This is a genomic window from Acetomicrobium mobile, from assembly GCF_937920065.1.
On the sequence record NZ_CALETC010000261.1, the window covers coordinates 1 to 24,903 of the forward strand.

General features: G+C 48.0%; 19 protein-coding genes. 7 read left to right on the forward strand and 12 right to left on the reverse strand.

Going from position 1 to position 24,903, the window contains the following annotated elements; all coding sequences use genetic code 11:
- Positions 1-171 precede the first annotated feature (171 nt).
- From purC to purD, 7 genes are all read left to right on the forward strand, one after another.
- A complete protein-coding gene (purC, locus tag Q7P41_RS09835; protein ID WP_303883898.1) occupies positions 172-879 on the forward strand; it encodes a phosphoribosylaminoimidazolesuccinocarboxamide synthase in 708 nt (235 codons plus the stop codon).
- Between the two features lie 13 nt (positions 880-892).
- A complete protein-coding gene (gene purL / locus Q7P41_RS09840; RefSeq protein ID WP_303883899.1) occupies positions 893-2,977 on the forward strand; it encodes a phosphoribosylformylglycinamidine synthase subunit PurL in 2,085 nt (694 codons plus the stop codon).
- Between the two features lie 73 nt (positions 2,978-3,050).
- Positions 3,051-4,400 (forward strand): amidophosphoribosyltransferase, encoded by a 1,350-nt coding sequence (gene purF / locus Q7P41_RS09845; protein ID WP_303883901.1) that lies wholly within the window; start codon positions 3,051-3,053, stop codon positions 4,398-4,400.
- A 5-nt stretch (positions 4,401-4,405) separates the two neighbouring features.
- The gene (purM, locus tag Q7P41_RS09850) at positions 4,406-5,401 is read left to right on the forward strand and encodes a phosphoribosylformylglycinamidine cyclo-ligase (RefSeq protein WP_303883902.1); all 996 of its coding nucleotides are present in this window, start codon (positions 4,406-4,408) and stop codon (positions 5,399-5,401) included.
- A gap of 5 nt (positions 5,402-5,406) precedes the next feature.
- Positions 5,407-6,003 (forward strand): phosphoribosylglycinamide formyltransferase, encoded by a 597-nt coding sequence (purN, locus tag Q7P41_RS09855; RefSeq protein WP_369693156.1) that lies wholly within the window; start codon positions 5,407-5,409, stop codon positions 6,001-6,003.
- Entirely contained in the window at positions 5,987-7,519 is a 1,533-nt protein-coding gene (purH, locus tag Q7P41_RS09860; RefSeq protein WP_303883906.1) for a bifunctional phosphoribosylaminoimidazolecarboxamide formyltransferase/IMP cyclohydrolase, read from the forward strand. Before purN ends, purH begins: the two co-directional genes overlap by 17 nt.
- Before the next feature lie 24 nt (positions 7,520-7,543).
- The gene (gene purD, locus Q7P41_RS09865; RefSeq protein ID WP_303883908.1) at positions 7,544-8,812 is read left to right on the forward strand and encodes a phosphoribosylamine--glycine ligase; all 1,269 of its coding nucleotides are present in this window, start codon (positions 7,544-7,546) and stop codon (positions 8,810-8,812) included.
- Between the two features lie 6 nt (positions 8,813-8,818).
- Here the strand turns inward: purD and Q7P41_RS09870 are convergent, their stop codons facing one another.
- The 12 genes from Q7P41_RS09870 to Q7P41_RS09925 form a co-directional block, all read right to left on the reverse strand.
- Entirely contained in the window at positions 8,819-10,120 is a 1,302-nt protein-coding gene (locus Q7P41_RS09870) for an NCS2 family permease (RefSeq protein WP_303883910.1), read from the reverse strand.
- Between the two features lie 271 nt (positions 10,121-10,391).
- Positions 10,392-10,979, reverse strand: coding sequence for a deaminase (locus Q7P41_RS09875; protein ID WP_303883912.1), 588 nt, complete (start codon positions 10,977-10,979; stop codon positions 10,392-10,394).
- 46 nt (positions 10,980-11,025) lie between these two features.
- On the reverse strand, positions 11,026-12,393 hold the full coding sequence (locus tag Q7P41_RS09880; RefSeq protein WP_303883913.1) for an FAD binding domain-containing protein: 1,368 nt from the start codon (positions 12,391-12,393) through the stop codon (positions 11,026-11,028).
- Positions 12,390-14,720, reverse strand: coding sequence for a xanthine dehydrogenase family protein molybdopterin-binding subunit (locus tag Q7P41_RS09885; RefSeq protein WP_303883914.1), 2,331 nt, complete (start codon positions 14,718-14,720; stop codon positions 12,390-12,392). Before Q7P41_RS09885 ends, Q7P41_RS09880 begins: the two co-directional genes overlap by 4 nt.
- A gap of 25 nt (positions 14,721-14,745) precedes the next feature.
- A complete protein-coding gene (locus Q7P41_RS09890; protein ID WP_303883915.1) occupies positions 14,746-16,158 on the reverse strand; it encodes a uracil-xanthine permease family protein in 1,413 nt (470 codons plus the stop codon).
- 19 nt (positions 16,159-16,177) lie between these two features.
- Complete coding sequence (locus Q7P41_RS09895) at positions 16,178-18,505, reverse strand: xanthine dehydrogenase family protein molybdopterin-binding subunit (RefSeq protein ID WP_303883917.1); 2,328 nt, start codon at positions 18,503-18,505, stop codon at positions 16,178-16,180.
- Positions 18,498-18,965, reverse strand: coding sequence for a (2Fe-2S)-binding protein (locus Q7P41_RS09900; RefSeq protein WP_303883918.1), 468 nt, complete (start codon positions 18,963-18,965; stop codon positions 18,498-18,500). The genes Q7P41_RS09895 and Q7P41_RS09900 overlap by 8 nt, the downstream gene beginning before the upstream one ends.
- A 5-nt stretch (positions 18,966-18,970) precedes the next feature.
- Entirely contained in the window at positions 18,971-19,774 is an 804-nt protein-coding gene (locus tag Q7P41_RS09905) for a xanthine dehydrogenase family protein subunit M (RefSeq protein WP_303883920.1), read from the reverse strand.
- A gap of 5 nt (positions 19,775-19,779) precedes the next feature.
- Positions 19,780-21,117, reverse strand: a complete 1,338-nt coding sequence (gene ssnA / locus Q7P41_RS09910) for a putative aminohydrolase SsnA (protein ID WP_303883922.1) — start codon at positions 21,115-21,117, stop codon at positions 19,780-19,782.
- A gap of 89 nt (positions 21,118-21,206) precedes the next feature.
- Positions 21,207-21,689: a (2Fe-2S)-binding protein gene (locus Q7P41_RS09915; protein ID WP_303883924.1), complete on the reverse strand. Its 483-nt coding sequence runs from the start codon at positions 21,687-21,689 to the stop codon at positions 21,207-21,209.
- Positions 21,682-22,557, reverse strand: a complete 876-nt coding sequence (locus Q7P41_RS09920; protein ID WP_303883925.1) for a xanthine dehydrogenase family protein subunit M — start codon at positions 22,555-22,557, stop codon at positions 21,682-21,684. The genes Q7P41_RS09915 and Q7P41_RS09920 overlap by 8 nt, the downstream gene beginning before the upstream one ends.
- The gene (locus Q7P41_RS09925) at positions 22,554-24,842 is read right to left on the reverse strand and encodes a xanthine dehydrogenase family protein molybdopterin-binding subunit (protein WP_303883928.1); all 2,289 of its coding nucleotides are present in this window, start codon (positions 24,840-24,842) and stop codon (positions 22,554-22,556) included. The genes Q7P41_RS09920 and Q7P41_RS09925 overlap by 4 nt, the downstream gene beginning before the upstream one ends.
- Positions 24,843-24,903 lie beyond the last annotated feature (61 nt).

Sequence of the window (24,903 nt, forward strand, 5' to 3'; positions counted from 1 at the left end):
TCTTATCACAGGGAGTAGTTCAGTCTACCACAAAAATACGATGCCAAAAAATCGTTCAGATCAAGCGTAAATCCCTTTTAGCTTTTTGTGCTTTATGGAGCCAAATATATTGACATTTATAGCTATCTATGCCATAAATGTAAACACTGGTACGGAATATGAGGTGATGATATGAATAAAATTAAGCTTATTTATGAGGGGAAGGCAAAGAAAGTCTATGAGACCGATGACCCGACCCTTGCGATATTCGAATACAAAGACTCGCTAACGGCCTTTAACGCAAAGAAAAAAGACTCTCTACAAGGCAAGGGAAGGCTGACAAACCTGATAAGCGCCACCTTTTTCGAGCTTCTGCAAAGTAAAAACATCCCCACCCACTTCGTAAAGTTATTGGACGATAACCACCAACTCGTGAAAAAGCTCAAGATAATTCCCCTGGAAGTGGTTGTTAGAAACGTAAGCACGGGATCTTTATGCAAAAGGCTGGGCGTCCGGGAAGGCTTAAATCTTGATCCCCCACTTGTGGAGTTTTACCTGAAAAACGATGAGCTTGGCGATCCCTTGGTGACGGAAGATCACATCAGGGCATTTAGCTTTGCCTCAAAGGCCCAAGTAGAAAGGATGAAGCAACTTAGCATAAAAGTTAACGAGATATTGTCCGAATTCTTGCTAGAACGCGGCATTAAGCTCGTAGATTTCAAACTGGAGTTCGGAACGGACGACGATGGAAATGTTTATCTAGCTGACGAAATTTCTCCCGATACATGCCGCTTTTGGGATCTCTCGTCAAGTGAACGATTGGATAAAGATAGATTCAGGAAAGACTTAGGCAACGTCTTAGAAGCATACGAAGAAATCTGGCGCAGAATACGGGAATAAAGGAGATGCAAAAATGAGAGAAACCTTCTTCGGTTTAAGGGAGGAAGAATATCTGCAGATAAAAGACGCCTTGGGGAGGGAGCCAAACGATATCGAATTAAGGCTGTTCTCCGTGATGTGGTCTGAGCACTGCAGTTACAAGTCCACCAAAGATTTGCTGGCCCTTTTTCCAACGGAAGGCAAGCACGTCCTTCAAGGTCCGGGAGAAAATGCCGGAATCGTAAATATTGGTTCGGGTTTTGGCATAGCCTTCAAGATGGAAAGTCACAACCACCCTTCTGCCATAGAACCCGTCCAGGGAGCTGCTACGGGCGTGGGTGGGATCATCAGGGACGTTCTGGCCGTGGGAGCTCGCCCCATAGCCTCCATGGACTGCCTTTTTTTAGGCCCGCCAAGCGATGAAAGATCTAACTTCTTGCGAGAGGGAGTCATAAAAGGAATCGCAAATTACGCCAACTGCACCAGTGTTCCAACCGTAGGGGGCTTGACCTACTACGATCCTTGTTACAGAGAAAACCCCTTGGTCAACGCCATGTGCGCAGGGTTGGTAAAGTTAGATAAAGTTATTAGTTCCGGTGCATCCAAACCCGGAAACGTCTTGGTGTTGCTGGGTTCAAAGACGGGCCGTGACGGAGTTGCAGGAGCTGCTTTTGCCTCGACTCAGCTTGACGATGCTGTAAAGGAAAGTAAGCCTCAGGTCCAGGTGGGCGACCCCTTCGCCGGAAAAGTGCTCATAGAATGCACCCTTGAAATATTGGACAAAGGCTTGATCGTCAGCATGCAAGACATGGGAGCTGCCGGCATAACATCATCTGCCGTCGAATTGGCCGCAAAAGCAGGGGCAGGCGCCGAAATTTACTTGGATAACGTGCCTTTGAGAGAAAAGGATATGGAGCCCTTTGAGATTGCCCTTTCCGAATCTCAAGAAAGAATGCTACTCGCAATAGAGGAAGAAAACTTTGACGAAGTAAAAGCCTTGGCCGACAAATGGAACCTTGAGTGCGAAATTATAGGAAAAATCATCACGGAAGATAAATACGTCTTAAAGGATAAAGGCGAAATCGTGGCCAACGTTCCCGCATCCCTTCTTACTTCAAGCCCTAAGATCGAATGGCCCAAGCGCGAGCCCGTCAAAGTTGAAGTCAAATACCCCAAAGACGAAACGATCATGCTTGAAAGGGGTGACCTTTCAAGGCTCGCGAATATCTTGTACTCTTTACCGCAATTTGAGGACAAATCATGGATTTACGAACAGTTCGACTATACGGCTCAAAGCAGGACCATGCTTGGGCCGGGAAACCCCGTGGCCATCCTTTATATAAAAGAAATAGATAAGCTCGTGGCGCTTGCCGTCGCAAGCGATCCATGGAGGTGCGCCGTAGACCCCTTTGCCGGAGGAGCTGAAACGGTCGCCAGGGCAATAAGAAAACTGGCCGTAGCAGGTTCATATCCACTTGGTATGACCGATTGCCTTAATTTTCCTTCTCCCGAAATCCCCGAAAACTTTTGGAGCATATCTGAAGTAGTAAAAGGCATGGCCGCAGCATGCAGGGAGCTTGACTGCCCCATTGTTTCAGGAAACGTCAGTCTTTATAACGAGTCACCAAAGTGTGCGATTTTGCCCACGCCGGCAGTATGCGCCGTTGGTGCCTTTGATGGCAAGACATTTTTAAAAAGCAACGATCCCGATGTATCGGACAAACTGTTCTTAGCAGGAAAAGACGGCCAGCTGCAGGCAAGCGCTTACCAGCGAATCTTCGAAGGAAAACTGACAGGACCCGTTGAACTCCTTGATTTTGACGCCGAACGCGCATTTTGCGAGCGTGCCATTAAAACGGCCACTTTGCAAGCTGCCTCAAGCGGAAGATGCGTAGGCCACGGAGGGCTAATTATAACCTTGATGAGGATGACTGCTAAGGCAGAGCTTGGATGTAAGATTAAAGGGGCCGACGAAAAGCTTTTGTTTGGCGAAGGAGGCCCGCGGGCCTTATATTCGGTTCCCGAGGCCAAGACAGAGGATTTTTTAAAGATATGGAAAGGTTACCCGATCCGGGAGATTGGAACCGTTATAAATAATAAAGGTATTCATTTAATATAAGGTAATATAAGGCGGACATATTCGCGGGATTTAATTTAACCAGCCATAGTGTTATTTATGGAGGCAAAGGAGAATGTGTGGAATATTTGGCGTTAGCACTCCAAAAAAAGATCAGATTTTGGAGGACGTCTACTTGGGTTTATATGCCCTTCAACATCGTGGGCAAGAATCGGCAGGCATTGCGTGGATAGACGATGAAGCTCATCTGCAGATCCAAAAAGGGATGGGCTTGGTACACGCTGCGTTAAACCAGGAAAAACTCGCAAAAGAAAAGACCACATGCGCCATAGGTCATGTCCGTTACGTCACGGCGGGAAAGTCAAGTTTAATAAATGCCCAACCCCTGCACGCCTCCTATTCTAAGGGACATGTCGCCATAGCTCACAACGGCAATATTACTAATGCAGAAGGCTTAAAGCGCGACCTCGAATCCAGGGGCGCCATATTTCAATCCGCCACAGACACGGAAGTCATCTTGCACCTCATGGCTCACGAACAAAACTTATCGCCTATCGACGCACTAATAAAATCTTTAAGCAAACTCAGAGGTGCCTTTAGCATCGTCGCTTTGATCGAAGGCAGCTTAGTTGCTGCAAGGGACCCGTGGGGTTTTAGACCCTTGACGATAGGAAAAAGGGACGGCATTTTCTACGTTGCTTCCGAAAGTTGCGCTCTGGACATCGTCAAAGCCAGTTATGTGCGCGACGTGAGGCCCGGTGAAATCATAATCATAAACGAAGGGAACATTAAAAGCTTAAATATTGACACGAAGGCAACTAGACGTTTCAGGTGTTCCTTTGAATACGTTTACCTTGCTCGCCCGGACAGTGACATAGACGGCCATTCCGTGTACGACGTCAGATTAAAGCTGGGTCAAAAGCTGGCCAAAACTTGTCCCTGCCCTCAAGGAGAGCTCGTCTTAGGGATGCCCGATAGCGGCACAATAGGAGCTCTTGGCTACGCTTTCACTTCAAAATTGCCCTTTGAGATGGCCATCGTAAGGAACAGATACGTAGGAAGGACCTTTATCCAACCCACGAGGCGCGTCAGAGAACTTGGCGTTCAGATCAAGTTGAACCCCATCGACAACCTGATAAGGGACAAAAAGATAGTCGTCGTTGATGACTCAATCATACGAGGCACTACCTCGAAGATAGCCCTTCGCTTCCTTCGCGAAGCCGGCGCCAAGGAGATTCACTTGCGTATAGCTTCACCGCCCGTTAAATTTCCCTGCATTTACGGAATAGATACCCCAACGTCTTCTGACCTGGCAGCGGCAAAGATGGACGTGGAAACTCTAAAAAAACACATAGGAGCCGACTCCTTATGCTTCCTTGATATCGAAGACCTTATCGGCTCCATCGACCTTCCTGAAATCGAACTTTGCACGGCCTGTTTTAGCGGCAATTATATGGAGGAATGATGCCCATGAAGTGGACCTATGAAAAGGCAGGTGTGTCATTAAAGGCAGCTGACGACTGGGTGAAGCTCGTCAAAAAGGCCGCCTCTATTGCCCAAGACAGTCGCGTGGTCTCAGGCGTTGGCGGTTTCAGTGGCTTATACGACTTAGGAAAAGGTCTTTATTTGGCCGCTTGTTGCGACGGCGTTGGAACCAAGCTCGAAATAGCAAAAAAGGCGGGAGACCTTGAGGGTCTCGGGCAAGACTTGGTGGCCATGAACGTAAATGACCTCATTACCTGCGGTGCCAAGCCCTTATTTTTTCTCGATTACATAGCCTGTGGGAAGCTGGACAGCCAAAGATTTTACCCCGTTATCTACGGCATAGCAAAAGCCTGCAAGGAAAGCGGCTGCGCTCTGCTTGGCGGAGAGACGGCAGAGATGCCCGGCACATATCCTGCTGAAGGTTTTGATCTAGCCGGTTTTGCCCTTGGAGTGGTAGAAGATGGGCGCGTAATAACGGGTGAAGATGTCTCTGTCGGCGACCTGCTGGTAGGGCTTCCTTCAAGCGGGCTTCACAGCAATGGCTTCAGCCTGGTAAGAAAGGCCTTGCTCGAAGAGGGATTGAGGCTTTCCTTGGACTCTGACCCCTTAAACGAAGGAAAGTCCCTTGCAAAAGTCTTGCTTGAACCAACTAGGCTATATCCCAAAATCGTGATGGCTGTGCTTGAAAAAGTCAAAATAAAAGCTATGGCCCACATAACAGGCGGTGGCTTAAAGGACAACATCTTGCGGGTCATCCCCGATGAATTTTCTTTATACCTGGACTACAACTCCTGGAGGCGCCCAAAAATTTACGATCTCATCGCAAGGGCAGGAGTCGAGGAAGAGGAAATGAGAAAGGTATTTAATTTAGGGATAGGCTTCGTTTTAGTCATAGACAAAAAGGAACTTTCCTTGCTTGAAGACGTCCTCAAAGGACTGAAGGAACCCCACTTTGTCATAGGCGAGGTGATCAAAGGTTGACCAATATGGCGATTTTGCTGTCAGGGCGGGGCTCTAACATGCTCGCTTTGGCACAAAGATGCGCCCAGGGTGACTTAGAAGCTAAAATTTGTTTCGTAGCAAGCGATAAAAAAGACGCCTATGGAATAATGATGGCCAAAAGTCTGGGCCTTAAAACGCTTTTACTTCCCTACGAAGAAGGAAAAGAGCAGGCAGAAAAGGTCTTGGATGAAAAACTCCAAAGTGACTCCGTCGATTGGATCGTCCTGGCAGGTTTCATGAGGATGCTTTCCCCCACATTCGTAGGCAAATACGAAAAAAGAATCGTAAACATTCACCCATCTCTTTTGCCTTCTTTCCCGGGCACACAGGCCATAAAAGACGCCTTTGAATATGGAGTAAAAGTGACGGGCGTCACTGTACATCTGGTTGACGAAAAGATGGATCACGGCCCCATTCTAAGTCAAAGGGAAGTTCGCATCTGCGACGAGGACACCCTTGAAAGCCTGGAAGAAAAAATTCATGCGATTGAACATGACCTTTACTGGCAGACCTTAAAGAACCTATTTGCAGGACGCTTCAAAATGAAAGGCAGGCGAATGACGATTGAAGGACCATATTAAGAGAGCGCTAATATCTGTGTTCGATAAAAATGGTGTCGAGATTTTGGCAAAAAAGCTTCATGAATTGGGATATGAGATAGTTTCCTCCTCAGGGACGGCAAGCTACCTCAAAGAACAGGGCATACCTGTCAAGGAAATCGCTGACTTGTCGGGCTACCCACACATTCTTGGAGGAAGGGTAAAAACGCTTCATCCTTCGGTATTAGGCGGCATTTTGGCGCGACGAAACTTTCAAATGGATCTGGCGGATGTGGAAAAATGGGGCATTCCCTTGATCGATATAGTTGTATGCAACTTATATCCCTTTGAGGAAGTTGCGAAGAAAAGAGCGGATTTAGGAGATTTAATAGAAAACATAGATATAGGAGGCGTGACGTTAATAAGGGCAGCAGCTAAAAACTTCCGCTACGTGACAATCGTCATCGACCCGACAGATTACGATGCCGTAACTGACGAATTAACGCGCCTTGGCAACGTGTCACTTGAAACGCGCCAGAAACTTGCATTGAAGGCCTTTGCAGAGACTGCCCTCTACGACTCTATAATTCACTCTACATTGAAAAAGGCCATGGAAGATGAAGAGCTTTTTCCCCATACTTACCCCATCCCCTTAAAAAAGACCGCAGATCTTAAGTACGGCGAGAACCCTTATCAAAGCGCTGCCCTTTACGAACATCCCATAGTGGACATTCCTTTTAAACAAATGGGAGGAAGCAAGTTGTCTTACAACAATTTGCTGGACGCTGATGCTGCCGTAAAAGGCATATTGCTTTTAAAGGACTCCCCGGGGTGCGTAATAATCAAACATACGACGCCCTGCGGTTTGGCCATAGGGGAAAACTTGATATCAGCTTACGAAGGCGCTCTTGCTTCAGACCCTGTGTCAGCCTACGGCGGCATAATAGGTTTTACCCGAGTGGTTGACGAAGACACGGCACTTGAGGTATCCGCTAAATTTTATGAGTTAATCGTAGCTCCTTCCTTTTCGACCGAGGCTTTAAAAGTCTTCGAGGACCGTAGGCCAAATTTAAGGCTAATTCGCTTCGGCCCAAACCACGATGATAATTTGAGACTGACCAAAACCACCTTTGGTTTCTTGGCACAAAAAGACGTCATGCCCCCTGAAGTCGATTTTGAAGGCGGCGAGTGGGTAGGAGAAAAAAGGTTGGATCTACGACATGACGCCTTGGTAGCCTGGAAGGCTGCCGCTTTGGCAAAAAGCAACGCCATAGCCCTGGCAAAGGATGGCGCTACGGTGGCCATAGCATCGGGTTTTACGAGCCGCGTTGACGCCGTTGAATGGGCCATAAGACACGCAGGCGAAAAGTCAAAGGGCTCCGTTTTGGCCTCAGACGGGTTTTTTCCCTTTCCTGACAGCATTGAACTTGCAGCCCGGGCAAACATTTCTCTCATACTTCAACCGGGTGGTTCAAAACGCGACGAAGAGGTAAAAAACGCTTGCATAAAGCATAAAATGCCGATGTTGATTACGAAGGCAAGAACCTTTCGCCATTGAACTCCAGGGGAGGTCTTTTAAAAGATGAAAGTATTAGTCTTAGGAAGCGGGGGGAGGGAACATGCCCTCGTTTACGCGCTTAAAAAATCAAAAAGGGTCTCCGAAGTGATAGCCGCCCCCGGTAACGGTGGCATCTCGGACGTATGTGACGTTTTTTCCATAAACCCCTTGAATGAAAGTCAAGTTTTGGATTTGACCTTAAATCAAAGGGTCGACCTGGTCGTGATAGGCCCTGAAGCTCCTCTGGTCGCGGGGGTCGCTGATGCTTTAAAAAAAGCAGGTATTTTGGTGTACGGGCCCGGTAAGTCAGGCGCCATGCTCGAAGGAAGCAAAGTTTTTGCGAAAAGATTCATGAAAAGGCACAACATACGGAGTGCCGCATTTGACGTATGCAGTAGTTACGATGAGGCCGAATCAGCCCTCACAAAGCGCACACCGCCCCTTGTAATAAAGGCAGATGGATTGGCTTCCGGGAAAGGCGCCTTCGTGGTTGGGGACTTGTCCAGTGCCTTAAAAGCCGCGCACGAGTTGTTAGTGGAAGGAAAGTTGGGCGAAGCGGGACAAATCGTCATAGTAGAAGACTTCTTAAAAGGCTACGAGCTAACAGCCATGGCCATAACCGATGGGAATTCTTATAAGATGCTCCCTTTGAGTCAGGATCATAAAAGGGCCTTTGACAACGATGAGGGACCAAACACGGGCGGGATGGGAGCTTACGCTCCCCTACCCCAAGTAAACGAGGCCCTAAAAGCTAGAATCGAGAATGAAATCATAAGACCAACTGTACAAGGATTGAAAGCCGATAATATCAATTTTACCGGAACCATATACGCCGGACTCATGATACACGATGGCGATCCCTACGTGCTCGAGTATAATGTGCGGTTCGGGGATCCTGAAGCACAAGTCGTCCTCCCCATATGCAACGTTGATTGGGGCGAACTTTTCCTGTCATGCTGCCGCGGCACTCTCGATGAATTAGATGAAATAACCGTCAATGGAAGCGCCGTCGGTGTCGTGATGGCCTCGGGCGGATATCCCGAAAAATACGAAACGGGTTATCCAATCGAGGGGCTGGATGGACTCAAAGACAAAGATGATGTCATCGTGTTTCATTCGGGCACAAAAAAAGAAGAAAGTAAATTTCTTACAAAGGGAGGAAGGGTCCTTACGGTAGTAGGGCTGGCCGATAACTTAAAAGATGCAAAAGAAAAGGCCTACCACGCCGTTTCTTCCATCCATTTTAAGGATGCCCATTATCGCAGGGACATCGCGTGGCAGGCCTTTGTTTAGTATTTATTAAAGCATGAATTCTTTGAGCAAAAACAGAATGGCCAGTACGTACATGGTCTTGCTGACTTCTTTGCCTCGGCCGGAAAAAAGTTTGATTAAAGCATAAGAAATAATTCCCCAAGAAATTCCTTCGGCTATGGAATAAGTAAAAGGCATGGCAAATATGGTGATGCATGCCGGCGCTATCTCGGTGATATCGTCGTAATTAAGATTCTTCAAGGTCTGCATCATGAAGACGCCAACCATGACGAGCGCGGGCGCCGTTGCAGCGGGAGGTACGATGCGCGCTATTGGAGATATAAATAGGGCCAGCAAGAACAAGATGGCTACTACAATTCCCGTTAAACCGGTCCTTCCACCCTCTTCGACGCCTGCAGCGCTTTCTACGTAGGTGGTTACAGTGCTGGTCCCAAGACAGGCACCAACGACCGTAGCCACGGCATCGGCAAAAAGCGCTTCGCCAGCCTTCGGAAGATCGCCTTTTTCGTCCAGCATGCCTGCGCGCGTGGAAACTCCAATGAGCGTCCCTATGGTATCGAACATGTCGACGAAGACGAAAGTTATGACCACCGGGAACATCGCAAAGGTCAAAGCGGATTTGAGATCGAATTTTAAAAACACGGGGGCCAAGCTCGGTGGAGCCGAAAATAAGCTCTCCGGAGCCGTGGTAACCCCAAGAGGGATGCTAATCAAGGTAATTAACAATATGCCCCAAAGAAGCGATCCCTTGACCCGGTAAGCATTAAGAACGGCCATGAAAAGCAGTCCCAGCAAAGAAAGGATCGGAACGGCTGACTTTAAATTGCCCAAAGATACCAATGTAGCCGGGTTATCCACTATAATTTCGGCTTGTATCAAACCAATCAAAGCTATGAACATGCCTATACCTGCTCCCACTGCAACCTTAAGCGTATAGGGAACTGCATTTACAATGGCCTGTCTTATCTTACCGATTGTAAGTATGATGAATATAATTCCATCGAGAAAAACGGCAGCAAGTGCAGTTTGCCAACTCACCTGCATGCCCAAGACCACGGTAAAGGCGAAAAAGGCGTTAAGCCCCATGCCCGGTGCTAAGGCGAAGGGATAATTTGCCAGTAAAGCCATTAAAATGGTGCCTACCGCAGAAGCTATACAGGTTGCAGTCATGACCGCGCCAAAATCCATGCCAGCTTCGCTTAAAATTGCAGGATTCACGAAAATAATGTAAGCCATAGTCATAAAGGTAGTTATCCCGGCAATGATTTCGGTGCGAATGCTACTTCCGCTGGCGGTTACGTTAAATCGCCTGTCTAACCATTCACCCATAGCATTTAACACCTCCTATGACACTTTTTTACTTAAATTTTTTTACCTCAACCGCAACCATCTCTGGTGACAATCCTATAGGTCAAAGAAAACGATCCACAAAACCTTATCGAGACGAAAATTGTTCGCGAAAACCAAAGCAAATCTTATCCCTATTTCCGTCGTCACTTAAGCAAGCTAATAACCTAACTAAAGCATAACATAACCGTTATCTTTTGCAAGTTACCGTGTTTCGGACTAACGATAGTTGGTACCTTTGGACGTACTTATTTTATTTTCTTATAATATTATTTATTCTATCTTTAATGCATTGGTACTCCATTGAAAGGACGTTGTAGGCTTCAACTATCCTGTCAATCTGATACCTGATCATTTCATCGTCTTTGATATCTGACGCCATATCTAAAATGCAATGGGATTCAAAAAATGAGTTCTTGGAGCTTGGGCGCTCGCAGTCAAACACCTCTTTAAGCATTTTGATGTCATGAGGAATGTTAAATACATCGTTCGTGTCCTGGTACCTGAAAAAATAATAAATCTTCGGGAATCCAGCCCATGCTATGGCCGACAAACACATGGAGCAAGGCTCATGAGTCGAAAGAAAAAGACATTCATCAGGTCTTGGTCGATCCTTTAACTCAAAAAATTTGAGGATCGTGTATATCTCGCCGTGAAAGATCGGATTTTCACTCTCGTGGTTGGTGGCTGCAACCACAAGGGAAAGGTCGTCGGCTTTAAGTACCGCTCCGCCAAATATTTTGTTGCCCTGGGGGACGCATTCTTTGGTAAGTGGCAATATGTCATTTTCGATCACGTCGAGCAAGCGGCAAACCAAGGTTTTTTCGTCGCAGTTCATCATTTCACTCCCTTCTCAAATGCGATTTTAAGGCAAAAACGCCGGTCCCCTATCCTTGCTTATCTCTCAGTTCAAGCAGGAAGCGAGATATAAGCCTTCCGGTAACTCGTTTTCTGTAATCCGCGGACGTCCTTGGAGACACGGCCTGACTTGCCATCAAACCGGCTTTCCTTATGACTTCATCGGTCAGCCTTTGGCCCTCGAGGTAATTTTGAACCTCGGTAAGAAACATGGGAATGGGTGACATGCTGCCTACGGCTATGCGAATATCGGTTATGACCCCGCCATCGACCCTGGCAAAACCGGCCACTGAAAGCCTCGATATGGTCAAGGCAAGCCTTGAGCCCCTTTTGTAGAAAAACTGCCTTGTTTCAGGCAAGGGCAAGGGTATCTTTATGCTTTTAAGCAATTCGTTCGGTCTTAAAACGGTCTTCCTGTAGCCGCTGTAAAATTCCGTGACTGGAACTTCGCGGGTCCCATCTTTGCTTTGAAGCACAAGCGTCGCACCGAGTACAAAAAGCAAAGGGGGAATGTCGGCAGCTGCGGAAGCGTTGACCAAATTTCCTCCAATGGTGGCCCTGTTTTGGACCGCTACCCCACCTATCATTGATCCAGCCGACACAAGAGCCGGGAAATGCTTTTTGACCGGTTCTGAGGAGATTATCGCTGCGAAGGTAACTCCGCTTCCAATTTCAAGATAGTTTCCTGTGAGCTCAATCTCCATTAAGCCCTCCAGGCCCCAAATATCCATCACTTTTTCAGGTTCTGGTTTTTCTTTTTTAAGATCAGGATAAAAATCGGTGCATCCTGAAAGCAATGTGATATCAGGATGATTGCTTAAAATCTCTAAGGCTTCTTTCAGGTTTTTGGGCAGGAATACCCATGAAGGCTCGCTTCCTCGCAACTGAACGCTTTCGCAGCGAAGCCCTCTTTTTTGCGGTTGTTTTAGCTTTAATCGTTCACCGTAACCGGCCGCGGCGGCCCTTTCAACAGCTCGAAAGATGCGCTCGTATCCCGTACAGCGACATAAATTCCCTGCCAGTGCGTGTTTTATTTCGTCTCGATTGGGATGTGGGTTGTCTTGCAACAGGGCTCTAGCCGCCAAAACCATCCCGGGAATACAAAAACCGCACTGCACGGCTCCTTCCTCGACGAAAGCCCTTTGAAGTTCGTCGTCTTTACCGTCTAAACCCTCTATCGTGAGCACATCGGCACCTCGTGCTTGCAAGGCGGGCACCAAGCAGGAGTTGACAAGTTTTCCGTCAAGCAATACGGAGCAGGCCCCGCACTCGCCTTCGCCGCAGCCTTCCTTGGTCCCCGTGTGACCAAGCTCTTCTCTTAATACATCGAGCAACCGATCCAAGGGAGAAACTTCAGCCGCAACTTCTCTTTCGTTTAAGATAAACTGCAACCTCATGATCGCCTTTCATCCCCTTTTTGCTCAAGTGCGGTGAGCACCTCTCCAGTTATGGGAAGTTTGTTAGAAAAAAGACCTGTGGCATGCTCTATGGCAGCCGCCACGGCAGGACCGCCTCCGCTCAAGGGCATTTCGCCCAAACCCTTGGCACCGAAGGCTCCCCTGCTGCAGGGTACTTCCGTCAGCTCGACGAAAAAGTCGGGACAATCGACGCTCGTTGGTATGATGTAATTAGAAAGCCTGTCGTTTTTGTATTTGCCGCCTTCGACTTCTATGACCTCAAGGTAGCCGTAACCTAACCCCTGCAGGCTACCCCCTTCGACCTGGCCCACGGCAAGCAGGGGGTTTACGGCCGTGCCCACATCTACGACGACAGTATCCCTCAAGGGCCTTACTTCCCAGGTGTCCGTATCCACTTCTACTTCTAAAACGTTAGCGCCCCAGGCGTAACCCTGGTAGGCGTCGCCCTGACATCGGTCGTCATCCCAGTAAAGCTCTGCCGGGTGCAAATAATCCCCTATAACCTCCAGCGGTCCATGCTTTTTTTCGTAACTTCGGGCTGCCTCGAAAAATTCGACCACAGAAACGCCATTTCTTTGAAAGACCCCCTTGCTATAAGCTACTTCCTCAACAGGGACGTCAAAGTAATCGGAGACGTATTTTTTAAGGCGCTTTATCAGTTTTTCCGTCCCTCGAAGGACAATCTTTCCAACTATCATGGTGGTACGAGAAGCTACCGTGGGTCCGCTGTCAGGTGCTTTAGAAGTATCGGGAGACATATATCTAACCCTTTCAAAGGGTATTTGAAGGCCTTGGGCTGTAATTTGCGTCAATACCGTCGCTGCGCCCTGTCCCATATCGACGCTGCTTACATAAAGTTCAACTCTCTCGCTTGTTAACTTAAGCTTGACCTTACCATCTATCGCTTGTTCTCCCGATCCCGTAAAACCACCGCCGTGCAGGAAAAGAGACAATCCAATGCCACGTCTTTTAGGGTCTCTGTCGCGCGAATATTCCGCCCTTTTCCTTTCGTATTCGGAAATCGCCAGCGCACGTTCGAAGACAAGCCTTGCTCCTCCATCTTCTACCGCTTGGCCGAAGGGAAAGGCGTCACCAATCCTTAGCAAGTTTTTACGGCGCACTTCGACAGGACTTAAACCTAAGGTCCTGGCAATTTTATCCATTTGCCGTTCCATGGCAAAGATGCTTTGTGGCGCCCCAAAGCCCCTGAAGGCACCGTTGGGCGGAGTGTTAGTAGCAACGACTTTGGCTGAGACATGCGCATTCGGGATATTGTAACAACCCGTTGCATGAAGCAAGGATCGCTGTAATACGACAATGCTCAACGTCGTATAGGCACCGCCATCTAAGACCAAGTCTATGTACTGAGCTACTATCGTGCCATCCTTTTTTACGCCGCTTCTGTGCCGTATCCTTGAGGGATGTCTTTTGGTGGTTGAAACCATGTCTTCTGCCCTGTCATAAATTATCTTTACGGGCCGCTTGGCCTTCAAGGCCAGGACGGCTGCATGTATGGCAAGGAGGGAAGGGAAATCCTCCTTCCCTCCAAATCCGCCACCGGTGACGGCTTGTTTAATCACCACTTTTTCGGGTGGAAGCATGAAGGCGTGGGTCATGGCGCTGTGAATATAGTAAGGACATTGAAGGGAACCTATCACCTCGATGCCACCATCGTCGCGCGGCAGAGCAACCATCCCCTGTGGCTCAAGGTAAAGCTGCTCCTGATGTCCCGTCCTGTAGGTCTCTTCGATTATGATGTCAGCTTCATTAAAGGCTTCTTCTGCGTTTCCCTTGTTCACTTCAAACTTTGCAAGGACGTTATCCTCGCCCCATATGATGTTCTCGCCCGAAAGCGCTTCTTCTATAGTAAACACGGGCTCAATCGGTTCTATTTCAACTTTTACGGCCTTTAATGCAGCCTTGAGGAGCGCCTTACTCGGAGCAGCGATAAGTGCTATAGGTTCTGATACGTAATTTACGATATCCTTTGCCAATATGGGCATGTCACGTCTTACCATGGCCACTTCATTCGGGCCTGGCAGATCTTTTGCCGTCACAAAGACTACCTTCGACCAATCAAACGACGGGTCCTGCCTTATTCCGACAATTTTCCCGTGGGGCACATCGCTTCTAACCGTTCCCCCATACCAACAGCCTGGGAAAGGTATGTCGTCCACATATTGGGCCTTTCCTGAGACCTTATCCCAGGCGTCCACCCTCACAACAGATTTTCCCACGATAGACCCATCATTCCTGATATCGCTGGATTTTTCCTCAGCAAGTTCGGCTTCGAGTTTTTCACCCAAAGGTAAACATCTCCTCATATGTCAGTTACTGCTCTTTATTATAAAACACATAATTGATGAGCAAGTTGCTCACTATGCCAACTGTAACGGCCAAAAAGACGTTATTGGTGAGATAAAGCTTTGTGAAAGGACGCAACGTCCCAAGCCAAGCGCTTCGCTCTAAGTTAAGATAATAAGGCATCATTACGGATACTCCAAGAGTCACACCGGCTACGATCATATTTCCAAAGTTGTCCTTGATGTCTGACATTACCGTATTTATGCCTGACAACAATATCAAGCCGGCGCTTATGATGAAGGCTCCACCTATTACGGATTTCGGGATAGCAGCCAAAATTGTAGTCAACTTGGGAGATAGGCCGTAAAGCAAAAAGATGAAAGCTGCGGTTTGTGTGACAATCCTGCTTGCGATGCCCGTAGAGGCGATGATGCCCGCATTTTGACTAGCGCTCGTGACGGGAAGGCCTCCAAAAAGAGAACACAAAGCGCAGGAAAAGCCCTCGGCTGCTATTCCTCTGTTCATGTGTTTTACCTTGTAGGGTTCGGTGGCAGCCGTACATATAGCAGCATAATCGCCGATTGACTCAAATATGGAACAGGCATAACCGGTCAATATCAAAAGTATGGCGGAGAAACTGAATATCATAGGAGATGAGGCTCCATCGTATCCTTTGAAGGGGAAAAGTTTCGGTAAGGCAATCCAACTCGCCCTGGCAACGCTTCCCCAATCAAATACACCAAGCAAAGTTCCTCCAAATATCCCGACGATGAGGATTGAAATTAAAACGAATCCCCTGGATATGAGACCTTTGAGCTTAAAACGCAAGAAAAGGGCAAGTAAAAAACTTACTATTCCAAGAGTCAAGTGCAGCGAATCCGTTATTGCAAAAACCCAAGAAAGGGAGATGCGGGTTATGACGAAGCCAATAGTTGCGACTACCGACCCGACAACGACTGGCGGCATGAACTTCCTTAAAACGGTGAGCACTCTCGATGCGCCGAAAACTCCTTCTATAATGCCGCCCGCAAAGGCAGCTCCCCACGCTGTGGTAAGCCCAAAGGGATATGTCTTGGCGATAGAAGCCATATTTACAAAAATGGGAACGGAAGGCAATTGAACGACGGGCAATCTATTTCCCAGTGTGGTTTGTATCATAGTGGCTACGAAAACCCCTATGAAACAATAACTTATCATGGAAGGCGTGACGCTTTCCGGCAAGCCGGCCATGGCCACGAAAGCGGTAGCCCATATAAAGGGACTGAAATCAACTAAGGTAAGTTGCAAGGCGTAATAAAACGTCTCAAAAAAGGATTTGGGCTTTTCGTCAATTGTAAGAATAGGCTTGGTTAACATCTGAATTTCCTGCTCAAACACAGGTTGTTCGGGGTCATATGCCATAATTTTCACCACCCTTTCTAAAGCAAAAATGGCACCCACAGGACGCCCCTTAATTGTGTTAACTTATGTCTTTTTCTTTCAAGGCCTTCAAAAGACGCTCAGGTGTAATGGGGAGGTTATACATCCTGACTCCCACGGCATCATAAATGGCATTTGCTATGGCAGGCCCCGGCGTGTTGATCGCAACTTCTCCGACGGATTTCGCGCCGTAAGGACCAAAATCCTCGAAGGAAGGCACGAGTATGGTGACAATATCGGGCAAGTCAGTGGTCTTGTAGGCCTTGTAATCCCAAAAACTGGCATTTTTTACCTTCCCGCTTTCGTCAAAGAGATACTCTTCGCACAAACTGAAACTGATGCTGTTTAGCACGGCCCCTTCTACCTGCCCTTCAGCAAGCTTCGGATTTACGGCAACGCCGCAATCCATAGCCGTCACCACCTTCAAAGGTTTTACAATCCCTGTTTTAACGTCAACTTCGACCTCAGCAAAGGTGGCACAAAAAGGGAAGGGTGAAACGGGGCTCACAAATGACGCACTATCTTCTATTTGAAACTGGTTTTTCGTGTAAAAGGCATAGTAGGCGATGTCCTTAAAGCTCAACATTCGGCCGCTTTTTTCGTGAATTACCTTTTCTAAGCCAAGGGACAACTCCTCCTTGGGGCATTCAAGCATTTCCGAAGCGACATCCAATATCTGAGATGCAACTTTTTCGGCGCATTTTTTAACGGCGTTGCCAGATACGTAAGTCGTCGAAGAAGCGTAAGCTCCCACATCGTAAGGCGTCATGTCCGTGTCCGAAGAATAAACTATAATTTTTTCAAAGGGAACGCGAAGGGCTTCTGCTGCGATTTGAGCCAGCACCGTGTCGGAACCGGTTCCTATGTCAGTAGCTCCAACGTGAAGGTTAAAGGAGCCATCCTCGTTCATCTTCATATGAGCACCGCCCATATCCACCAAGGGTATACCCGACCCCTGTGTTGCTACCGCCATGCCGACGCCGTAGAACTTATCGCCTTCTCTACGCTTCGCATTGCGTTTTTCTTTCCAACCGATGACTTGTGCTGCCGCATCAATGCACTCAGAAAGCTTGCAAGATGTGACAAATTGTTCGTGACCTGTTTTGCCTTCTCCTATGACCTTGAACACTTCAGAGGTCTCGCCGCTTTTGATGTGCCATTTTTTTACAAAATCAGCCATATCAATTCCAAGCAACCTCATGATGTGATCTATGTGCTGGTTTAACCCAAAAAACCCTTGAGTCGCTCCGTATCCACGGTAAGCTCCACCCACCGGGAGGTTCGTGTAGACGCAATCGGCAAAAAACGACACGTTGTTTATCTTATTGAATAACGGCAGTACCTTAGCTCCGGTGTTGGACAAAACAGTGGGTCCGTGTGGCCCGTAAGCGCCGGCATTCATGAGGTCGTCTATCTCCATTGCAACGATAGTTCCGTCTTTTTTAGCGCCAATCTTTATCTTAGAACGCATGGCGTGCCTTGTCCTGCCCGATATGAAGTATTCTTCCCTGGACGTAACAACCTGTGCAGGTCTTTTTGTCCTCCAGGCTACCAGTGCCACATAGGGCTCAAACAACACTTCCTGTTTACTTCCGAAACCCCCGCCAATTCGCGGTTTTATGACCCTTATTTTGCTTATGGGAATGCCAAGTACGCTCGAAACTATCCTCCTTGTATGAAAGGGGACCTGGGTAGAAGTGATGAGTACGAGTCTTCCGTATTGATCAAATGTGGCCTTAACTGCGTGCGTCTCGAGGGCGCAGTGCGATGCGTTATGGGTATAGTAGGTAGCCTCTTCCACTAAATCAGATTCCTCAAATCCCTTTTTCGAATCGCCGTATATAAAGGATATTCTAGCGACCAAGTTCTTTTCGGGTTTGTAGATGGCAGAAGATATAAGTGTGTGCTCATCGCCGTCATGAAGCACGGGAGCGCCGTCTTTTTCGGCCTTCTCAATGTCAAAAAGGGCAGGAAGAACTTCGTATTCAACTTTTATCTTTTTTACCGCCTCTTTTGCAATTTCCAATGTCTCTGCTGCAACCAGCGCAACTCTGTCGCCAACGAACCTCACCTTTTCATCAAACATGTACATATCGTAAGGCGACAGTTCAGGATAGGACTGACCGGCCGATGTATAAAGTACCCTTGGAGTATTTTTGTAAGTCAAAACCAGAGCCACGCCGGGCGTGGACTCGGCTTCGCTCGTATCTATCGATTTTATCCTTGCATGCGCGTGAGGTGAATAAAGAAAGGCTATATGAAGAGGATCTTTGAGGAAAAAGTCGTCTGTAAAAAGCGGTTCGCCCGTCGCTAGCGCAAGAGCGTCTACCTTTTCTTTATTTTTCCCAACATTAATATAATTAGTCATTTTCTTTCACCTTCTCCGCCGCAAGCTTGACAGCATCGATGATCTTAACATAACCCGTGCACCTGCAGAAATTTCCGTCAAGGGCCTCTTTTATCTCCTCATCGGTCGGGTTGGGGTTTCTTTCGAGCAACGTGTAAGTGGCAAGCACCATGCCTGGAGTGCAGTAGCCGCACTGAACGGCTCCCGCCTCAACGAAGGCCTCCTGTATGGGATGCGGTTCATGAAGTGTTCCTATCTTCTTGACCGTGGTGATTTCTCTGTCTTTGGCGGAAGCAGCGTAAATCATGCAGGAGTTTACGAGTTTTCCATCCAAGAGCACAGAGCAAGCGCCACAAAAGCCCTCCCTGCAGCCACACTTTACCTCCGTAAAGCCGTTTTCTCGCAATACGTCAAGAAGCTTAGCGTGAGGAGGAAATTCAAATTCAAAGTTTTTTCCGTTTATTTTAAAGTTTGCCTTCATCTTCATCACCTCGCACACCCCAAGGCCTCAAGTCCGCGGCACAAAAAGACCTTTGAAACTTCGGCCAAATAGGCCCCGCTTCCTGCGGGCTTATCGGCAAATTCCACGTTTGCACCTTCAAGGATGTCTTCTGGAGTAAGCTCTTTAAGTTTTTTCCCTATCACCTTGGTCTCCGCTTGGCTCAATCTCTCATAAATTTTCTTACAACCCGTGACGACAATCTTCGCGTCCTTAACAACATCTGTTTCAACTGCCAAAACGATGGTTACGGTAAAAGCTGAGTAATCCGTTGCAGTGCGAGCAAACCTGTCAAAGAAATACATTATATTTTTATCTGAGAACTTTATTTCCTTTACTGCGCTTCCTTGAAACTCAGCCTTTTTGGACAAGAGGTCTTCGTATTTGTACGTTCCATTTAGTTTGCCAACCACTTCCACTTCCGCTTCAAGTGCCAAAAGCGGACCCATCAGATTAGACCAAAGGGGCGACAAAAAGACGCTCCCTCCCACGGTAATGCGGTTTCTCAAGGGCGTTGTTGCAGTGTTCTTTAAAGCTTTGACGAGCAAGTGATCGCCATGGGCTCCTTCGAAGGCATCTATGATGTCGTTAAGAACTGCAGTAGCGCCGATATGCCAAACCCCATCTTGCCTTTTGACATAATTTAAGGGCAGACAAGACATGTCGATAACGTGCACTGCAGATTTAATCCTTTCTTCCCTTATCGCCGTGCCGCCTGCATGAATGAGCGCCCCTTCTTCCTTCAGGAGTCTTGCCAATTCCTCTAAATCTTTTGGCCAATGCCACTCCATTGCTTTCAACTCCTTTTGCTCCAGTAGCTTTCTGCTACCCTTTTGGCTTCAGACATCACGTGGCTTTCATCCATGGTGACCAAGACGTGATCTTCGACCACCACTTTCCCGTCCACAATGACGGTGTTTACGGCGTTATCTCTGATGCCAAATATGAGATGTCCCAAAAAGTTTTGAGGTATCAAGGGCGTTGGCGGAAAGTAATCAAGAATCACCAGATCAGCAGCGGCCCCTTCTTTTATAACTCCCATGGGCTTGCCAAAGTGTTCGGAAAATATGGAAGCGTTTGACTCGAAAAGCATCTTTGCCGTCTCAGTCCAACCTACGGTCGGATCTCGCCGCTCGTGTTTATGTATTATGTAAGCGACCTTGGCCGACTCCAGCATCGAAGGGGTATAACCATCAGTACCTAGTCCTACGTTTACGCCCTTTGCAATCATCCCCACGACGTTTGGCACGCCGACGGCGTTGTTCATGTTGGACTCCGGATTATGAACGACATTTACGCCACATTTTGCCAAAAGATCGATTTCGGGCTCGTCTATGTGCACCCCGTGAATGGCAAGGCTTCCAGTAGTTAAAACCCCGAGCTCGTACAACCTGTCCGTTACACCCTTGTAACCCCTTTCCCTGGCATCGGTCACGTCCGCGAGACCTTCTGCCAAGTGAAAGTGAAAGGGCACGTCCAGGTCTTCTGCTTCTCTTACGCAGCGCCTCACGGTCTCATCTTCCAGCGTAAAAGAAGCATGCAGCCCGAACATTGCACGCACAAAGGGATCGTTTTTGTTCTTTTTTATGAATCTGACGTTTTCAGCGATGGAGGCGTCCCTCGCCTTTGGGCCCCAACGGTCTGAAACCTCAAAGCAAAGCGACCCTTTAAGACCTACGTCGCGCAAGGCTTTCTCCAAAACGTCCAAGCTCCCATCGATCATGCCAAATGAAGCGTGATGATCCAGCAGAGCAGTGGTACCGCATTTAACCGATTCTATGGCACCTATCAGGGCGCTGTAGTAAAGTTCTTCTTCAGTCGCGAGGTCTTTATCCATACTCCACCAAAGCCGTTCTAAGATCTCCTTAAACGTCTTTGGCGAGGGGCCTGCTATGGACATGCCTCGAGCAAAGGTACTGTAAAAATGCATGTGAGCGTTTAGCAAACCCGGCATCACGAGCCTGCCGCCCAAGTCTTTTACAGTTACGCCTTCCCCATTACCATATTTTGCAAGGATATCGCCGCTTTTCCCCACCGCAGCTATAGTATCACCATCGATGACCATAGCACCGTCTTCTATTACCCTGCAGTCTTCACCTAGGGTTACAATTGTTCCGCCTTTTAATATCAGCATTTCTATCCCTCCTTTCTGACTCCTAACTGCTAAATTTATCTAATTTAGGCAAAGAAAAACAAATTTAAGTGCTTAAGAAGCTTCTATGTTTAATGTGAAGCAACTTGAAGCTCATTCGCTGCACTTTCTATGGCCTCGATGATCTGCTCGTATCCCGTGCAACGGCACAAATTTCCTTCTATGGCGGTTTTTATCTCTTCTCTGGTCGGGTTTGGGTTTTTGTCGAGCAAGGCCTTGGCGGACATGAGCATGCCGGGAGTACAAAAACCACACTGAATGGCGTGATGTTTTATGAAGGCTTCCTGCAGCGGATGAAGACGTCCGTCAACCTCTAAGCCCTCGACGGTTAAAACCTCGCTTCCATCGACTTGTGCCGTCAGAATCAAGCAGGAATGTACCGCCTCGCCGTCAAGGATAACCGTGCAAGCGCCACATTCTCCCACGCCGCAGCCTTCTTTCGTACCGGTAAGGTGAAGACGCTCCCGAAGCGTATCGATTAATCTCTCCTTTGGTCCTACCTCAAGGCGGTGTTTTGCCCCGTTTACGGTAATGTTAACTTCGATCTTACTCATCGACCTTCGCCTCCTGGAAAATCGACTCTAATGCCCTTTTGACCAAGCTCGCTAAAGCCACACGCTTGTAAGGCGTGGACCAGCGAACGCCCGTGAAGGAGATCATTTCTTCGCTTGCAAGTTCTCCTATCTCGACCGGATCGATGTCTTTTATGTCTTTGCCTGAAATGGCTTCTTCCACCTTTCCAAAACGTATCGGATAGGCCGTCGCCGCACCGGGCACGACCCTTGGATCAAAAATAGTGCCGTCATTTATGCCTAAAAGGATGGCCAAATTTAGGCGGGCTATGTTCATGGCTTTCCTTCTTCCTATCTTTTGGAAGTTCCCCAGATAGTCTTCGCTGACAAGTGGAATGTGCACCTCAGTCATGAGTTCGTCACTTTGGCGGTTGGTCTTGTAGGGACCAGCCAAAAATTCTTCCAATGACATGGTCCTTTCGCCCTTGACAGAACACAATTTAACTTGTGCCTTTAAGGCGATGAGTGGAGGAAGCAAATCGGCAGCTGGAGAAGCATTATTGATATTTCCTCCAATCGTGCCCCTGTTTCTAATCTGAGGAGAGCCAATGGTCTTGGCAGCTGAGGCCAGTAAGGGGAAGTGTTGCTCAATGATGGGAGATTCGATCAAAGAGGTATGGGTCAACAAAGCTCCCAATACTACACGGTCTCGCTCTTTTTCTATGAATTCAAGTTCTTTTAAACCACTAATGTCCAATAAATACTTGAATCCCTTCGCCCTGACATTTTCCTTTCTAATATCGACAATCAAGTCAGTCCCGCCGGCAATGGCCTTGACGTCTTCGTAATTGCCGAGGAAATCTAGGGCTTCCTTTAAAGAACGCGCCTTTATAAATTCGTAGTCAATCATTTCTTGCCACGCCCCTTCTTTAAGGGATAGCCCAAAAGCACCCTCTCTAAGTTCAAGGGCAAGGATCTGATCCTCTTGCCCGTTGCCTGTGCTATGGCGTTGGCTATGGCAGCAGCTCCAAGTTCAAGCGTAGGTTCACCTATGGACTTTGCACCGTACGGTCCGTCCGGATCGGGATTTTCGACGATGATAGGAATGATCGTAGGCATATCCTTGGAAGTCGGCATCAAATAATTATCGAAATTCAAGTTTAAGATATAGCCTTCGTCAATTTCCACTTCTTCCAAGATGCCATATCCCAGTCCCATCATCACTCCTCCGTATATTTGGCCCTTCAACATCTCCGGGTTAATCGCCCTGCCTACGTCATGGGCGGCTGCCATGTTCAACACCGTCACCTCTCCCGTTCCCATATCAACTTCGACCTCTGCCATCTGACAGGCGTAGACGTATGTAAAATAGGGATTTCCCTTTCCCGCCTCCTCGTCCCAGTGAATGCTTGGCGCTACATACCAGCCCACATGGGACAGCTGAACGCCCGCCCAGAAAGCCTTGTTGGCAGCTTCTGCAAAGGAAATCAATTTCTTGCCGTCCAAGGTAAATAAATAGTCGTCTTCAAAGACGAGATCACTTGAGGATAAACCAAACTGATCGGCTACAAACTTTGATAAGGCATCTTTTGCCCTTCTGGCGGCATTTAAGACGGCGTTTCCTCCCACCAAGGTGGAACGAGATGCCACGGTGGAGCCACTGTCGGGGGAAATCAAGGTATTGGCTTCTAAAAAAGTTACGTGCTTCATGCCCACTCCAAGCTCTTCGGCAGCAATTTGACAGAAGACGGTCTTCAATCCCTGACCGTTTTCAGCCAAACCACTGTAAAGGTAAACGCTTCCATCCTTTTGAATCGACAAAACAGCACCGGCAGCGTCCACTGCCTCAGCGCCCAGGCTGCAGCCTCTGTAACTTATGGCCATGCCTATGCCCCTTCGGGTATCTCCGCTTTGTGGTTTGCTGTATCTTTTATATTTTTCCTCGAAATCAATGGCCTTAGCCGCCTTTTCTATGACCTCAGCCAGGCTCACTTCGTGGCGATCCAATTTTTGGCCGCTTGCCGTTACAGAACCGTTCCTCAAGATGTTTTTCATGCGAATCTCAAGGGGACTTAACCCCAGCTCCTGGGCAAGCTCATCCATTAGAGACTCGTTTGCAAATATCACCTGGGGAGAGCCGTAACCGCGCATGGCTCCCGTGTAGACGTTATTGGTGTAATAACCATAGGTATCGGTTTTAACGTGAGGTACTTCGTAGGGTCCGGTCGCCTGAACGACAGACCTCCAGGGAACGAAGGGGGTTTGGCAGGCATAAGCTCCACCATCTGCTACTACTTCAATTTCCATGGCCAAAAGCCTTCCGTCTTTCGTAGCTCCGACCTTGTATTTCATCTTATAGGGATGCCTTTTGTAGCTTTCTACAATGGACTCTTCTCTGGTGTTTACCATCTTCACAGGCCTGTTTGTCTTTAAAGCCAAAATGGCAGCCCTGCAAGCCATGGAAGATACGACCTCGTCTTTTCCGCCGAAACTGCCTCCTATGTGGTTTTGAACGATCCTTATCTCGCTCAAACCAGCCTTTAGACACCTTGCAACGGCATCCCTCGTGGCAAATATATTTTGCACTGAACCGTAAATCGTCACCAAGCTCCCGTTCTCGTGAGGCACAGCAACTACCGCTTCGGGTTCCAGATAGCCGTGTTCGACAAACTGCGTCTCGTATTCCCTATTTAAAATCACGTCTGAGTCGGCAAAACCTTTATTTACGTCGCCCTTCCTCAATTTGTGGTGTATTATCTCGTTATCCCTGCGGTCTGGGTGAATTGGACTCTCATTTTTAGCCTCGATTGGACAAAATACGCCCGGGATCTCTTCGTATTCAACTTCGATGGCCTCTAAGGCCCTGGTAGCGGTCTCAAGAGATTCAGCTGCCACCATGGCTATCCCATCACCTATGTAATAAACACGCTCCTTTGCCAAGATCTGTTGGTCTTGGATTATGACGCCTATTTCGTTACAAGGGACGTTTTCGGCCGTCATGACCGCCCATACGCCCGGAAGGGAACGCGCCCTTTCGACGTTTATCTTCTTTATTTTGGCCGAAGGGTACCTTGCCCGGAGCACCTTACCGTACAACATGCCGGCAAACTGAAGGTCAGCTCCGTACTTCGCCCTTCCCGTCACCTTTTCGTAGGCATCAATCCTCTCTACAGGTTTATTTACTGTACTAAACATCTCTTTTCCCCCTCTAGCCTCGCTTTGGCCCTGTGGCCGTATGCCTATGCCTACAGGGCTA

Bases quoted from the DNA above. Each gene is read 5' to 3' on its own strand.
- purC (WP_303883898.1), top strand. From the start codon at position 172: ATGAATAAAATTAAGCTTATTTATGAGGGGAAGGCAAAGAAAGTCTAT.
- purL (WP_303883899.1), top strand. From the start codon at position 893: ATGAGAGAAACCTTCTTCGGTTTAAGGGAGGAAGAATATCTGCAGATA.
- purF (WP_303883901.1), top strand. From the start codon at position 3,051: ATGTGTGGAATATTTGGCGTTAGCACTCCAAAAAAAGATCAGATTTTG.
- purM (WP_303883902.1), top strand. From the start codon at position 4,406: ATGAAGTGGACCTATGAAAAGGCAGGTGTGTCATTAAAGGCAGCTGAC.
- purN (WP_369693156.1), top strand. From the start codon at position 5,407: ATGGCGATTTTGCTGTCAGGGCGGGGCTCTAACATGCTCGCTTTGGCA.
- purD (WP_303883908.1), top strand. From the start codon at position 7,544: ATGAAAGTATTAGTCTTAGGAAGCGGGGGGAGGGAACATGCCCTCGTT.
- Q7P41_RS09870 (WP_303883910.1), bottom strand. From the start codon at position 10,120: ATGGGTGAATGGTTAGACAGGCGATTTAACGTAACCGCCAGCGGAAGT.
- Q7P41_RS09875 (WP_303883912.1), bottom strand. From the start codon at position 10,979: ATGATGAACTGCGACGAAAAAACCTTGGTTTGCCGCTTGCTCGACGTG.
- Q7P41_RS09880 (WP_303883913.1), bottom strand. From the start codon at position 12,393: ATGAGGTTGCAGTTTATCTTAAACGAAAGAGAAGTTGCGGCTGAAGTT.
- Q7P41_RS09895 (WP_303883917.1), bottom strand. From the start codon at position 18,505: ATGACTAATTATATTAATGTTGGGAAAAATAAAGAAAAGGTAGACGCT.
- Q7P41_RS09900 (WP_303883918.1), bottom strand. From the start codon at position 18,965: ATGAAGGCAAACTTTAAAATAAACGGAAAAAACTTTGAATTTGAATTT.
- Q7P41_RS09905 (WP_303883920.1), bottom strand. From the start codon at position 19,774: ATGGAGTGGCATTGGCCAAAAGATTTAGAGGAATTGGCAAGACTCCTG.
- ssnA (WP_303883922.1), bottom strand. From the start codon at position 21,117: ATGCTGATATTAAAAGGCGGAACAATTGTAACCCTAGGTGAAGACTGC.
- Q7P41_RS09915 (WP_303883924.1), bottom strand. From the start codon at position 21,689: ATGAGTAAGATCGAAGTTAACATTACCGTAAACGGGGCAAAACACCGC.
- Q7P41_RS09920 (WP_303883925.1), bottom strand. From the start codon at position 22,557: ATGATTGACTACGAATTTATAAAGGCGCGTTCTTTAAAGGAAGCCCTA.
- Q7P41_RS09925 (WP_303883928.1), bottom strand. From the start codon at position 24,842: ATGTTTAGTACAGTAAATAAACCTGTAGAGAGGATTGATGCCTACGAA.